General features: G+C 56.4%; 10 protein-coding genes. 8 read left to right on the top strand and 2 right to left on the bottom strand.

What is annotated here, in order from left to right; genetic code table 11:
- The first annotated feature begins 67 nt into the window (after window positions 1-67).
- Window positions 68-1,264 (top strand): RNase H family protein, encoded by a 1,197-nt coding sequence (locus tag HMPREF2710_RS01630; protein ID WP_049338251.1) that lies wholly within the window; start codon window positions 68-70, stop codon window positions 1,262-1,264.
- A 232-nt stretch (window positions 1,265-1,496) separates the two neighbouring features.
- On the top strand, window positions 1,497-2,597 hold the full coding sequence (locus tag HMPREF2710_RS01625) for a YdcF family protein (RefSeq protein WP_239661596.1): 1,101 nt from the start codon (window positions 1,497-1,499) through the stop codon (window positions 2,595-2,597).
- A 139-nt stretch (window positions 2,598-2,736) separates the two neighbouring features.
- Here the strand turns inward: HMPREF2710_RS01625 and HMPREF2710_RS01620 are convergent, their stop codons facing one another.
- Complete coding sequence (locus tag HMPREF2710_RS01620; protein ID WP_070599167.1) at window positions 2,737-3,294, bottom strand: hypothetical protein; 558 nt, start codon at window positions 3,292-3,294, stop codon at window positions 2,737-2,739.
- Between the two features lie 63 nt (window positions 3,295-3,357).
- The gene (gene cls / locus HMPREF2710_RS01615; protein ID WP_049353431.1) at window positions 3,358-4,836 is read right to left on the bottom strand and encodes a cardiolipin synthase; all 1,479 of its coding nucleotides are present in this window, start codon (window positions 4,834-4,836) and stop codon (window positions 3,358-3,360) included.
- Window positions 4,837-4,949: 113 nt separating this feature from the next.
- Here cls and HMPREF2710_RS01610 point away from each other — a divergent pair, with 113 nt between their 5' ends.
- From HMPREF2710_RS01610 to HMPREF2710_RS01585, 6 genes are all read left to right on the top strand, one after another.
- Window positions 4,950-5,621, top strand: a complete 672-nt coding sequence (locus HMPREF2710_RS01610) for a TetR/AcrR family transcriptional regulator (protein ID WP_239669157.1) — start codon at window positions 4,950-4,952, stop codon at window positions 5,619-5,621.
- Between the two features lie 142 nt (window positions 5,622-5,763).
- Window positions 5,764-7,491 (top strand): MDR family MFS transporter, encoded by a 1,728-nt coding sequence (locus HMPREF2710_RS01605; RefSeq protein WP_070599165.1) that lies wholly within the window; start codon window positions 5,764-5,766, stop codon window positions 7,489-7,491.
- Between the two features lie 516 nt (window positions 7,492-8,007).
- Window positions 8,008-9,003: an ABC transporter permease gene (locus tag HMPREF2710_RS01600; RefSeq protein WP_005507218.1), complete on the top strand. Its 996-nt coding sequence runs from the start codon at window positions 8,008-8,010 to the stop codon at window positions 9,001-9,003.
- The gene (locus HMPREF2710_RS01595) at window positions 9,000-10,001 is read left to right on the top strand and encodes an ABC transporter permease (protein WP_005507216.1); all 1,002 of its coding nucleotides are present in this window, start codon (window positions 9,000-9,002) and stop codon (window positions 9,999-10,001) included. Before HMPREF2710_RS01600 ends, HMPREF2710_RS01595 begins: the two co-directional genes overlap by 4 nt.
- Window positions 10,001-12,094 carry an ABC transporter ATP-binding protein gene (locus tag HMPREF2710_RS01590; protein WP_070599164.1) on the top strand — a complete coding sequence of 698 codons (2,094 nt, stop codon included), beginning with the start codon at window positions 10,001-10,003 and terminating at the stop codon, window positions 12,092-12,094. The genes HMPREF2710_RS01595 and HMPREF2710_RS01590 overlap by 1 nt, the downstream gene beginning before the upstream one ends.
- Before the next feature lie 431 nt (window positions 12,095-12,525).
- Entirely contained in the window at window positions 12,526-14,226 is a 1,701-nt protein-coding gene (locus HMPREF2710_RS01585) for an ABC transporter family substrate-binding protein (protein WP_049353427.1), read from the top strand.
- Window positions 14,227-14,374 lie beyond the last annotated feature (148 nt).

Genomic DNA, 14,374 nt, shown 5'->3' with positions numbered 1-14,374 from the left:
AGAATGAGGACGATACACCGCATGAATGGAAGGAGAAGCGGTATGGCACACATGGGGGGTGACACTCATGGGATTTTCACCGGCGCATATCAAACGATGCACCCTGACTTGGGAGGCTCCCGACTATAGCGCCTCGTACCCTGCCGGGTACACGAATCAGGGCGTTGCTGTGATTGCGGTGGCTCAGGAGCATCGTACGGCGCAGGGTTTTTGCTATTCGGCGTTGTCGACGGTGGTTTTTATTTCTAAGCAGGACGGCACCCGCACGGTGGTGAATGAGGAGCTGATGCTTTTCACTCACGTTCATTCCCTGATGGAGTGCTGTGATGAGGTGCATCCGCGTCTGCTGGGCCGTGCCGTGCTTTCTGCGTGGGATGTGGTTCCTGAGCAGTACCGTCAGAACCTGGTGACGATTGCTGCTGACCGTAAGAATTTGAAGCATCTTTTCCGTGATTGCGACCAGTTGAAGGGGATTATGGAGTACCGCGCCTTTGAGAAGGTGCTGGACCCGTACGATAACCATTCTTTGGGTGAAGTGCATGTGAAGCTTGCTGGCACGCCCGCGTATGAGCGGATGCAGGCTGAGGTGTGTGCGGCACGTACCGCTGTGGATGAGATGGTGGAGGAGGCACTGACCCCTCGTCCGCTGGCTCAGCTGCAGGACTATAGCGTTTTCACGGATTGTTCGTTCCGTTCGACTCACAATAAGAAGTATCAGCGTGGCGGCCGTATGGGTATCGCCGGCGTGAGTGAGGACGGCTTCTATTTTCATGCCCACTATGATGGCGTGAACATTATGACCGGTGAGCTGTCTGCAATGTTGGCGGCTTATACGGTGTTCCATAGCGGTTCGCGCCGCCTGATTATTCATACGGATTCTTTGGGTGCGTTGACGTTTGTGTTGCGTTTGGCGCATAGCCGTTGGGCTTTTGAAGCCTGGGTTTCTGAGGGCATTCAGGATGAGCGTGTTGTGGCTCAGATGCGTGCTTTGACGGAGGCTATCCGCGAGAAGCGTGTGCTGGTGAAGCATGTTCCGGGCCATACGGGCCACGGTTTGCAGGAGAGTAGCGACTCTGTGTCGAAGATGCATCGCCATTTTCCGGGGCAGATTGTGGATAAGCGTCACCAGAGCGAGTTTAATCAGCGTTGCGAGTCGATTATTACTGCTTTGTCGGGTTGTGCGAAGGCTGTTCGCCTGCTTGCGCCGGAGTGGTTGCAGATTAAACCTTCTTCAATCCACACGGGAAACCGTTTATGGCGCTAAACTAGTCCAGGGTAGAAATGAACGCGCGATGCATTCGCCGCATACGAGGGTATGCGATGTCGGAGGTGTCGCGTGTTTCTTTTTGCCCTTTTGCCTTTTCTGCATGCGCTTGTGTGCGGCGGGCCTGCAGCGATAGATGTACAGCGGTGGGGATAGAATTGTGTGAAGAATTTTTTTGATTCTCCCGATTTTCAGCGGGCGCACACTTTACTTATTCTTTGGGATCCAATTTATGCAGTTTCTTCCTCCTCCCGGTTCTTCTCTATATATCCCGCTGGTGGTGCTGTACGCGCTGACGGCGCTTTCGCCGGTGCTTTTTATCTGCCTCTACCTGCGGGAACGCCGTAGCGTGTTTGTCGGCTGGCTACTGATTGTGACCGTGGGGTTGCTGGGTACGAGCCTGGGCGCAATGGCGGTTGTGTCAGAGAACCAGATTTTGCTGGTGCTGGCGCTCCTCATTGTTATCATTCCGGTGATTCTTTCGCTTTTTACGCCTCTGGGTTTGACCGGTCTGTTCCTTTATAGCGGTGTGCGCCTTATTGCTCGTGAGGGTTTTTCGCTCACTAATTCTTTGGCATTGGCTGCCGGTGTCGCTCTTATTGTGGGGCCGTTCTTTGTTCCCGGTTCGGTGGAGAATGTTCCGTTTGGCGGCGTGTGGGGCACTATTTATTTCTATTTTTCGCTGGTGCTGACCTATTTCACTATCTACGCGGTGGGCTTTACTGTGGCGGCAGCGTTGAACCTGGTAAATTTCCGCCAGCAGGCTGACTATGTGGTGGTGCTTGGTTCGGGTCTTATTGGTGACCAGGTGACTCCGCTGTTGGCGGGTCGTATCGATCGCGGCATTGAAATTTACCGTAAGAACCCCGGCTCGAAGCTGATTATGTCTGGCGGTCAGGGCGCGGATGAGGAGGTGCCCGAGGGCGTGGCGATGACTCGCTACGCTGTATCCCGCGGCATTCCCGAGGCGGACATTATTGTGGAGGACCGCGCGGTGAACACCCGCGAGAACCTGCTCTTCTCTTACGCCTTGATGCCGGAGGTTGCCGAGGGTAAAACCCCGAAAGTTGCTGTGGTAACAACCAGCTACCACCTGTTCCGTGCGTTGCTGTTGGCACGTTCGCTGGGTCTGGAATGCTGGGGTGCGGGGGCTCGTACGAAGCTGTATTTTGCGGTGAATGCTTTTATCCGTGAGTTTATTGGGTATTTGAGTATTACTCGCCGTCGCCACATCATCACTTTGAGCCTGTGCACGGTTCTCTACATTGCAGTGGCGCTCTTCGTGTGGTATTTGTACTCCGCCGATTTGAAGGGCCCGGGCGAACCGATGTAGCATCCAGCTGCGGCTCTAGCCGGTAGCCCCGTCCTAATGTATAGCGCTGCTCTAGCATGTGGCCCGGCGCATCCCAGCGATGGTGCATACAAAAGCTCCCCTGATCTCGGTTAATCTGAGCTTCAGGGGAGCTTTGAGGTTATTTACCAGCGTGAGTGAACATAATCTTCACAATCGCAAGAACAATAACGGCGAGGGTGAGCCACACAGCGCTTCGGAAGGTACGCCAGCAGAGCGGTTCGCCGCGGTAGCGAGCAATCGCGAAGTTGAGGCTAAAAATACGCCACACCACGGTCGCAAGACAGAGGAGAATAGTGTAGTCAAAAATGATCTCGTAGGTGGCGCCGGGCGGTAGGATTGCCGCCAGAATCAGCAACAGCACGGGGTATACGGTCGTACCCAGAATCGGGCTTGCGTTGCCCAGCGCGTGCTTGACGAATTCTCGCGGCGGGGTGCCGCCGTGCAGTACCCGGTACTCCTGCATTTCTGCGATGACGTGGGCAATGTAGGTGGTCAGACCGGTACCCGTAATGTAGAGAATCGCGGTGCCGTCAAAGATAGCGTTCGCGTCGTAGACGCTCAGCAGAGCCGCCAGCACCAAGAAATTACCGTAGGTGTACGCGGAGATGCGGTGGGCTACATCGTGTGCATCGAGTTCAGCGAATTTGCGCCGTGCTTTACGAATTAGAAGGGGCAACCGATAGTCCTTTGGCGAGTGCGGGGATGAAAACTCAGACCCTGCGAGTGTGCGAAAAATAGTTTAGAGGAGCGATGACCACAGTCGGCAGAGGTTCTCCGTCATCTTGATGCGGCGCGGGCGCTCCGCCCACTGGGTGTACAGCAGCTCGGTGCAGACCTGCTCGTATTCGGCGCATACTTCATCCAGCATCGCCACCATTTTGCGGTCAATGACGAACGTTGACACTTCCATGTTCAGTGAGAAGGAACGCGGGTCCATATTGGACGAGCCAATGAACGCGATTTCGTCGTCGACCATCATGAACTTGGAGTGCAGCACGGTCGGGCTGGGGTACTGCAGAATACGCACACCCGCCTGCAACAGCTGCTCGTAGTAGGAACGCTGCGCCATGTTCGGCAGGAACTGGTCGCCCTTCTCGCACACAATCACGGTGGTTTCAATACCGGAGTATGCGGCGTTCGTGAGTGCCTGCAGTAGGGTCTCTTCGGGCACGAAGTAGGGCGAGCAGATGGTAATACGCCGCTCGGCGTTGTAGATCAGGTAGTTAATGAGGCGCAGGTTGTTTTCGGTTTCAAAACCGGGGCCGGAGGGCACAACCTGGGCGCGCATCCCATCCTTGTAGTAGGGGATATTGGTGTTAATTTCTGCCAGGATCAGCTGGTTCGTTTCGGAGTACCAGTCGGAGACGAAAACGGCGTTGAGCTCTTCAACGATGGGGCCGGTGCAGGAGAAGGTCAGGTCCTTCCACTCCAAGCCCTTCTTAATGTTTTCGGGCATGTCGTAGGAGCGGTGAATAGCGTTCTGCGAACCGGAGAACGCGACGCGTCCGTCCACGACGAGGACCTTGCGGTGGTTACGCAGGTCGGGTCGCTGCCACTTGAGTTTCCACGGTTTGAGCGGCAGCATGAGGCGCCACTGCATACCCGAGTCGTTGAGCATTTTCACGAGTTTCTTATAGGACGGGTATTTGCAGGAGCCGATGTGGTCGAGGAGTACGCGCACCTGTACACCGCGTTCGTGGGCTGCGAAGAGGGCGTCCCAGAGGACTGCGCTCGCCTCGTCGTAGGCGGTGATGTAGAACTCGAAGTGCACGTATTTGGTGGCGCGGTCGACTTCTTCCGCCATGGCGACCATTGCCTCGTGGTTGTCGGTGTGGAGGGTGAATTGGTTGCCGCCGACCAGGGGGAGTGAGCCCAGGGTGTAGTTGAGCTGGCTGGCTGCCTTTGCGGGGTCGGAGAGGTCGTCGGTGCGGGTGAGGAAGGGCTTGTTCTCGCTGACTTCGCGAATCAAGTCGTTCATGGCGTGTTGGCGTGCGCGGCGGTAGGCGGGCAGGCGCGAGGAGCCGAAGACGAGGAATGCGATGAACCCTACGAAGGGGATGAAGAAGATGGCCATGAGCCAGCCCAGGGCAACCACGGGTTTGCGGTTGTAGGGGAGCCAACAGAGGGCTGCGAGTCGGATGAGGATATCGGCGATGCCGAGTGCGAGGCGTAGCCAGTCTGGCAGGAAATCGAGGGAGGTGGGGGCAAACAAGTTCATCCCTCTATTATGCCGATGTTTTGTGTGGGGCTGGAGCTTAGCTGGCTATGCTGTGGGCCTTAACGCTAAAAATGCACTTGAGCATTGTGTGCAGTGGTGAAATAATTGCAGTTATGCAGAAAAAGGAACAGAGCCTTCGCGAACGCCGCCGCGAACAAACCTGGACGGCAATCCACGAAGCAGCCCTCAAACGCGTCCGCGAACACGGGATGCGCGGAACCACCGTTGAAGAAATCGCCCAGGAGGCGGGCGTCTCCCCGCGTACCTTCTTCAACTACTTCCCCTCCAAAGAGGACGCCGTTCTGGGTCTGCGCGAACCGGTGGTCAGCGAGGAAATCCTCGAAACAGACCGCGCCCACGAGGATGACAACACCATCATTCGTGTAACCCACCTTCTCTGGGAGGTCATTTTCCAGAGCTTCCACTACGCCAATGGCAAGGACCCCCGAGCTCCCTTTCAGGAGTTCCCCGAGTCCGCGAAACGAATGAAAATGCACTACATGAAGTGCGAACAGGTGCTCACCGATTACCTGAACACTATTGACTGGGTGGCTTTTGACGCGGCCGGTCGCCGCGGCCCCTTCCCGCGCCGAACCCCCGCTGACCCGCTGACCGATCACTTCCGGGAGCGATCACGCGCAAAGGTCCAGCTTGCCTCCGCGGTGCTTCGTCAGCTGGAGTTCGCCCGCGACCTGGAAGATAAAGAGGATATTGCCCGCCATATCCGCCAGACGGTGAAGACCTTCCAGTTCCTGCTTTTTGAGCAGAACCGACCGGCAATCTAGCGGCGGTTCGCTACAGCAAACGACAAAGCCCGCCGGACCTGAAACGGAACAACCAAATCGGGGCGATTGAATCGGGGCAACCGAATCAAGAACCCGGCGGACACACAACAGACACATATTGAACGTAACTAAGGATTAAACGATGAGTACAGAGGAAAAGAAGCTACCTCAGCCGCCAGCCGGTGAGGCTAAGCAGGAAAGTAAAAACCGCATCCGCGCCATGTTCCTGGGCCTGGTCATTGTGATGCTCATGTCCTCGCTGAACCAGACGATTCTGGCGCCGTCGCTGCCCACGATTGTGGGTGAGCTTCACGGCGTGGAGCACATGAGCTGGGTGATTACCATTTTCATCCTGCTTTCGACGATTACGATGCCGGTCTACGGCAAGCTTTCTGACCAGTTCGGACGCAAGCCCTTCCTGATTTTTGCGATTGTCGCTTTCATGGCGGGTTCGATTGTTGGTGCGCTCGCGCAGAGCATGAACTGGCTGATTTTTGCTCGTGGCCTGCAGGGTCTGGGCGGCGGCGGTCTGATGATTCTTTCTCAGGCTGTGATTGCTGATGTGATTCCTCCCCGCGACCGTGGCCGCTACATGGGTATTATCGGTGGCGTTTTTGCTTTCTCGTCGGTGGCTGGTCCGCTGATTGGTGGCTGGATTACTGAGGGTCCGGGTTGGCGTTGGGCGTTCTGGCTGAATCTGCCGTTGGCTATCCTGTCGATTCTTGCGGTGATTTTCTTGCTGCCGCACCGCCCGTTCCGTGAGCGTGAGAAGCACAGCATCGACTACCTTGGTTCGCTGATTCTGATGGCGGGTACGAGTGCGCTGGTGCTTGCCACGATTTGGGGTGGCAACCAGTACGAGTGGACTTCGCCCGAGATTATTGGTCTGCTGGTCTTCTCTGTGGTTGCTGCGCTGGTGTTTATCCCGGTGGAGAACCGTGCGGCTGAGCCGGTCATGCCCATGTACCTGTTCAAGAATCGTAACTTCCTGCTGACTCTGGGTGCTTCGCTGGCGCTGGGTGTGGCAATGTTCGGTGCGGTGGAGTATATCCCGACTTATCTGCAGATGGCGCTGGGTGTTAGCGCTACGGTGGCTGGTCTGCTGATGATCCCGATGATGGGCGTCATGCTGGTGGTGTCGATTGTGACGGGCCGCGTGGTGTCGAAGACCGGTCGCTATAAGCGTTATGTGACGAGCGGTACCGCGATTGTGGCGCTGGGCCTGTTCCTGCTGTCGACTGTGACTGTTGAGACTCCGACCTGGCTGTTCTGTGTGTACCTCGCGGTGATGGGTGCCGGTCTGGGTATGTCTATGCAGTTCTTGACTCTGATTGTTCAGAATGCGTTCCCGGTGAGTGTGGTTGGTACCGCGACGGCGTCGAATAACTTCTTCCGTCAGGTGGGTGCTACTGTGGGTGCCTCGCTGGTGGGTGGTCTGTTTACCTCGCGTCTGACCTCGCTGATTTCTGAGCGTATGCCGCAGCAAGCGCTACAGTCTTCGGGTAGCCATGCGTCTTCGTCTCTGACTCCTGAGCTGGTGGCGTCTTTGCCGGAGCCGGTGCACGGCATCATTGTGAATGCGTATAACGATGCGCTGATTCCGCTGTTCCTGTACCTGGTGCCGCTGGGCCTGGTGTCTACGCTGCTTCTGTTCTTCATTCGTGAGGATGCGCTGGCGACGACCCTGGAGACTGAGCCGGCTGTTGATATTGCCCGTGCGGCGACCGGTGCGATTCCGGTGATTACTCCGGAGATGGCGGCTAAGGATGCGCAGGCTCTGAAGAGCATGCACGCCTCTGCTCGTGCTCGTATTGATGAGTCGTTGAGCTCGGAGGCTTCGCCTGATTCGGAGCCTAACGCTAAGAGCTAGGGTCTTAGCACTAAACGCGGAGGCGTTGCCTTCCTATATAAGTGGCGCCCCGGTGCGAGTCGTGTGCTCGTGTCGGGGCGCTGTTTTTGGCTGAGTTGCCTTAAATAGCGCGCTTAAGAGGTGTGCCTTAGTGCTTGGTTTAGGGGTTGGAAGTGTTGGTTTAGTCCCCTAAATGGTGGGTTTACGTGGTGTTTTACCCCGTTAAAGCGCTTATCGAAAAGGTTATTACGTCCCTATGTCGAGAGAATTGTTTCGGATGTAAAATTTTCGTAAAAATTGTTAATCCGCCCCTTTTCCCCGGTATTCCGGGGCATTTTTTTACCCAGCTCCCTTTTAGCTTGCATACAGGCTGTTCTAAGGGGTGAAAGTGCCCAATGTGGGTTTGGTGGAAGTGTTACAGGCTATATAAGATAAAGTACATATGCTCCTAGTGACAGTCATCACGAAGCAGTGCGCTAGGACAGCATGACACACATGCCTTAACACCGACATCTACACAAGGAGGGGAACCGTCCCATGTTTAGGTACATCCTCCAGCGATCGCTGACGTACCTCGTCATGGTCTTTATTACGACCACGATGGGTTACTTTGCAGCGGTTACTGCCCTGAAGCCTGCCCTCTTGGAGCAGGAAAAGGTTCCGAAGCCTAGCCCCGAGCAGGTGAACCGTAACTTCGCATCCCTGGGTCTCGATCCCGAAATGAACCCCTGGGACCGCTACGTTCAGTGGCTGACCAATGTGGTCACCAAGTTCGATTGGGGCCGTAGCCCCAACGGCGCGTACATTAACCAGGAATTTGGCCAGCGCGTGTGGGTTTCTACCCGCCTGCTGCTGGTGGCTACCATTCTCTCGATTGTGATTGGTATTGCCCTGGGTGTGTACTCGGCAGCTCGCCAGTACAAGTTCTCTGACCGTGTTATCACCGGTTACTCCTACCTGGTCTACATCATCCCCGCTCCCGTTGCTTACTTCGTGGTGCAGCAGGGCGCGACCACTATCAACAACATCGCCGTTGCTAATGGTGGAGAGAAGATTTTCTATGTGACCGGTATTTCGACTCCGGGTCTGACCGGATTCTGGGAAATCACCATGGATATGGCGGCGCACTACGTCGTGCCGACCTTCTGTATGACCATCTTCGGTTGGGCTGGTTACCAGATTGCACAGCGTCAGTACCTGCTCGATAACGTGAACGCTGACTTCGTGCGTACCGCTCGTGCTAAGGGCTTGACCCGTAACCAGGCGATTACTCGCCACGCACTGCGCGTCTCCTTCATCCCCGTGGCACAGTCCATCGCGTACCAGATTCCGATGATTTTTGCGGGTGCATTCTTCGCCGAGACCGTCTTTGCATGGCCCGGTATCGGTAAGTGGTCGATTGACTCCATTTCCGCGCAGGACGTGAACGCTGCGACCGTGACCCTCGCGTACGGTTCTGCACTGTTCGCTGTCGGTGCGATCATCGCTGATATCGCTACCACCATCGTCGACCCCCGAGTGAGGATCTCATGAGTCAGGTAACTGCAACTTCCTCCGTACCGGTGGTACAGGAGAACGGTGACTTCAAGGTCATCAACAAGAGCGTTATTATTCTGCGCCGCTTCCTGCGTAACAAGGCTGCAGTCTTCGGTCTGTGCGTGTTCATCGGCATGGGTCTGTTCGGTCTGTTCGGTAAGTACCTGACCAAGTACAAGCCCAACGACATTGACTACATGGCGCTGGGTGAAGGCCCCTCGGCCGAGCACTGGTTCGGTACCACCATCGCGGGTAATGACGTGTTCGCCATGATGTCTGAGGCCGTCTGGACCTCTCTCCAGATTGGTGTGGTCGTCGGTTTGGCCACTGTGTTCATCTCCGCAGTTTACGGTTGTGTGATGGCGTACTTCGGTGGCTGGATTGACAAGATTATGCTGTTCATCCTCGAGACCCTGATCATGGTTCCCTCGCTGCTGATTCTGGCAATTCTGATTAACGGTCAGGTTGGTAAGCAGATTCAGAAGAGCGTCCCCACCTGGGTTCTGCTCTCTGCAGTGCTGATTGCCTTCGGCTGGATGGGTAGCGCCCGTGTTATTCGTGCAATGGCGCAGTCCCTCATCAACCGCGACTTCGTGAAGGCTGCACGCTACATGGGTGTGCACCCCTTCAAGATTGTGATGCGCCACCTGGTTCCGAACATTGGCTCCCTGCTGGTTCTGAACTTCACCAGCGGCATCATGGGCGCTGTGCTCTCTGAGGTCGCTTACTCCTTCATCGGCATCGGTATTAAGTACCCCAACTACTCGCTGGGCTCGCTGATTTCGGATGCTTCGCAGCAGATTAACACCCTGCCGCACATGTTCTGGTTCCCGGTTCTGTTCTTCTTCCTGCTGGTTGGTCCGCTGGCCCTCATGAACGACGGTCTGCGTGACGCATTCGACCCGACTTCGATGTCGGTCGGTAAGATCAAGAAGTCCAAGAAGAACGAGAAGGCAGAGGCACCTGCTGCCGCTGCAAAGGAGGCGAAGAACTAATGAGTACCTCTCCCGTTCTGAGCGTTAAGGACCTCAACGTCCGCTTCAACACTGAGAATGGCATCGTGCATGCTGTTCGCGGTGTGAACTTTGACCTGTACCCCGGTAAGACCCTGGGTATTGTGGGTGAGTCCGGTTCCGGTAAGTCCGTTGCCTCCATGGCGATTATGGGTCTGCACCCGACTACCGCTGACATCACCGGTTCGGTCAAGTACAACGGCACCGAGCTGCTGGGCTTGAGCGATAAGGAAATGTGCGCATACCGCGGCAAGGAGATCTCTATGATCTTCCAGGATCCGCTGTCCTCGCTGACCCCCGTGTACACCATTGGTGATCAGATTGCTGAGGTGCTCAAGGTCCACAACAAGGGCATGAGCAAGCAGGCTATCAAGGACCGCTCCATCGAGCTGATGCGTATGGTGGGTATTCCTTCGCCGGCTGACCGCCTGCGTTCCTTCCCGCACGAGTTCTCCGGTGGTATGCGTCAGCGCATCATGATCGCTATGGCGATTGCGAATGACCCCCGCGTGCTCATCGCCGATGAGCCCACCACCGCACTGGATGTGACCATTCAGGCGCAGGTGTTGGAGGTTATGCAGAAGGCCCAGGAAGAGACCGGCGCAGCGACCATCATGATTACCCACGACCTCGGTGTTGTGGCTGGTATGGCTGACGACATTCTGGTGATGTACGCCGGTAAGCCGGTGGAGATTGCGAAGGCAGAAGACCTGTACAAGCATCCCTCCCACCCGTACACCATCGGTCTGCTGGGTGCGGTCCCGCGTGTGGACCGTTCCGAGAAGGTCTCCCTGGTTCCGATTGAGGGTACCCCTCCGAACCTGATTAACCCGGTGACCGCGTGCTCCTTCCGCCCGCGTTGCCCCATCGCTAAGAGCGGTGGCCAGTGCTGCCAGGACTCCAACGGCGAGCCCGATCTGCAGCTGCTGGAAGGCGTTGGCGAGGGCCACTACTCCTCCTGCACCATCTCTCAGGAGCTGGTCGGTAAGACCGCAGACGAGCTGTACCCGGTTCCGGAACCCCCGGTATCGAAGTACGACGGTATTCCGCGTGAGGAGCGTGCCCCCGTCCTGGAGGTCCGCAACGTCAAGAAGCACTTCCCGCTCATGAAGGGTGCGCTGATTAAGCGCCGCGTGGGCACTGTGAAGGCTGTGAACGGCCTGTCCTTCGATATTCGTGAGGGCGAGTGCTTCTCCATCGTGGGTGAGTCCGGTTGTGGTAAGACCACCACCCTGCTGGAAATCATGGAGTTCAACAAGAACACCGACGGTGAGATTCTGATTAACGGAACCTCCACCAAGGACGGCAAGTCCGCAGGTGAGATTCTTGAGCTGCGTAAGAACCAGCAGATGGTGTTCCAGGACCCCACCGGTGCTTTGGATCCGCGCTTCACCGTTTACGAGGTGCTTGCTGAGCCCCTGGAAAACCAGGGCATGAACAAGGCAGACATCAAGAAGCGCGTCATCGAGCTGATGCACATTGTGGGTCTGCAGCCTGACCACGTGAACCGCTTCCCGAACCAGTTCTCTGGTGGTCAGCGTCAGCGTATCGGTATTGCTCGTGCGCTTGCCGTGAACCCCAAGCTCGTGGTTCTGGATGAGCCGGTGTCCGCACTGGACGTGTCCGTCCAGGCTGGTGTGATCAACCTGCTGGAGGAGCTGCGTGCAAACCTGGGCCTGAGCTACCTGATGGTTGCTCACGACCTCGCGGTGATTCGCCACGCATCCGACCGCGTTGCAGTGATGTACCTGGGTCGTATTGTTGAGATTGGTGACGTCGACCAGGTGTTCGACAACCCGATTCACCCGTACACCCGTGCACTGCTCTCGGCGATTCCGGTTCCGGATCCCGAGGTTGAGGCAAAGCGCCACCGCATTATGCTTGAGGGCGACCTGCCCACTCCGGTGAACGCGCCTAAGGGTTGTGGCTTCTCGAGCCGTTGCCCGGTCTTCAAGCTGCTGCCTGAGGACAAGAAGCGTCGTTGCCTGGAGGAGATGCCGGAGCTGACCCCCGTTGAGGGTGAGGATCACGGTTATGCTTGCTACTACCCTGAGGCTGAGGCCGCTACGGTGTAGCTCTAGAGTCGGCTGAATAAGTCGCATGTGTGCCGAGGGGCGAATATTCGTTGAATATTCGCCCCTCGGGTTTTTTAATGCCCGGTACTGGTGAGGCGCGTGCAGCTTGAGATTGTCACCTGGTGAGACGGCGGGAGCCTCAGAATGTGGCGCTTGGCACTGAAACCAGCAAGAAAACAGGAAAAACTGCACTGACTAGGCGTAACCTTTCTCACCATTCAAGATATGAATATTTATAGGCGAGCTTCTATACCGCGGGTAAGCCATAATTAAGCCTGTGGGTGCGCCGCTAGGGGCGTGCCTCAAGGAACACATTCATAGACCGGCACTAATTCATCGCTCACCGCACCCTAATTGCGGCGCATGAGCAGGGAATCCTTGACGCTTTCCTGCGGGATTATTGAGGGTCAAACGTATAAGAGGACACTCTCATGGAGAAGAATTTCATCCTGAACCGTCGTACCGTTCTCGGTGGCGCTGCAGCACTGGGTACCGTGGGCGTACTGGCTGCGTGCGGCTCGTCCAAGGACTCCAAGGCAACCACCCAGGGTGCAACCGTGGGCACCGATGCCAAGGAGCTTTATGACCTTGCTGAGGCAGCTGTATCTGAGCTGAAGGATGGCGGCACTCTGCGCCTGGCTATTCCCGGTATTGGTCCGGACTTCAACCTTTTCAGCGCGGACGGCAACTCCCTGTACACCCAGACTGCTATGAGCCCCGTGGCTTACGCAGGCCTGTGGCAGGGTGACCCCATGGGTAAGCGCACTCTGGCTCCCGATTTCGCGAAGAGCTTCGATGTTTCCGAAGAAAACGGTCTGCCCGTTGTCTCCATTGAGCTGAACCCCCAGGCTAAGTTCAACGACGGTACCCCCATCGACTACAAGGCTCTGCAGGCTACCTGGGAGGTCCTCAAGAGCACCGATGGCGGCTACAAGATTGGTACCAGCGGCATCTACAGCAGCATTGCTTCCGTGGAGCGCGACGGTGATGACTTCAAGGTGAAGGTAACTTTCTCCGCACCTTACTACCCGCTGGATACCCTCTTCGCTGGCATTATGCACCCGGCTCTGCTGGACAAGGAACTCTTCAACACTGGTTTCGTTGACAAGCCGCACCCCGAGTACTGGGTTGGCCCCTTCACCATTGCTGAAGGTGGCTGGAACTCCACCGAGAAGACCCTGACCCTGACCCGCAATGAGAAGTGGTGGGGCGAGAAGCCCGTTCTGGAGCGCATCGTCTTCCGTCAGATGGATACCGCTGCTGAGCGCGCGGCATTCAAGAACGATGAGCTTGACGCGATTGGCGCTACCACCGCTTCTGCATACAAGGAGCTCAAGGAAGTTGCTAACACCGAGATTCGTCGCGGTGCTCGCCTCTTCGCCGGCGGTCTGACCATGAACCCCGCCCGCATGCAGGATGTTGCTCTGCGTCGCGCTGTGGTTGTTGGTCTGAACCGTGAGGCTCTCGCTAAGGTTCGTTTCCAGGGTCTGGATTACGAAGAGAAGCTCCCCAACTCGGTTATTCATATGCCCTTCACCGAGTACTACCAGGACGACTACCCGACCCCGAACAACGATGCTACTGCTGCATCCAAGATTCTGGAAGAGGCAGGCTACACCAAGAACGGTGAGTTCTACGAGAAGGACGGCAAGCAGGCTGCCTTCAAGTTCTCCATCTTCGGTGAGGACCCCACTGCCAAGGCTGTCGGTCAGACCCTGGTTCAGCAGCTGAAGTCCGTCGGTATTAATGCTGAGCTCGACTCCCGTGCTGTGAGCGAGTTCAACAAGACCATGGCATCCAAGGATTACGACGCAACCTCCTCCGGTTTTGCTCCGACCTCCCCGGATGCTACCGAGGCTACCGAGCAGTTCTACATGCGTCGTAAGCCCGAGGAAGCCGGTTCCGATGAGATCAATGAGATGATTGCAAAGATGAAGCTCATTGCTGACGACAAGGAACGCAACCGGGCTTGCAGCGAGATCGAGAAGAAGCACCTGGCTGAGTTCGCAGTGCTGATTCCGCTCATCAACGGCCCCGAGTACAAGTTCGTGAAGAAGGGTCTGCGCAACTACGGCGTGTCCCTCTTCCAGGGCACCGGTATTCACTGGCAGAAGGTTGGTTGGGCTAAGTAAGTCCTTATCCCTTCACCTAATAGGTGAATAGTCTAGAGCTACTGAAAGTGTCCACCCGGATTATCCGGGTGGACACTTTTTGCATATCTGGAGGAATTGCTTTGGGCATTTTGTGTACCGGTGCAGGGGAGCGGTGGCATAGCTATCC

The organism is Rothia sp. HMSC069D01 (genome assembly GCF_001810135.1).
Classification (GTDB): domain Bacteria; phylum Actinomycetota; class Actinomycetes; order Actinomycetales; family Micrococcaceae; genus Rothia.
The sequence above is the reverse complement of the archived record's forward strand: the minus strand, read 5'-3'. Positions and strand labels throughout refer to the sequence as shown.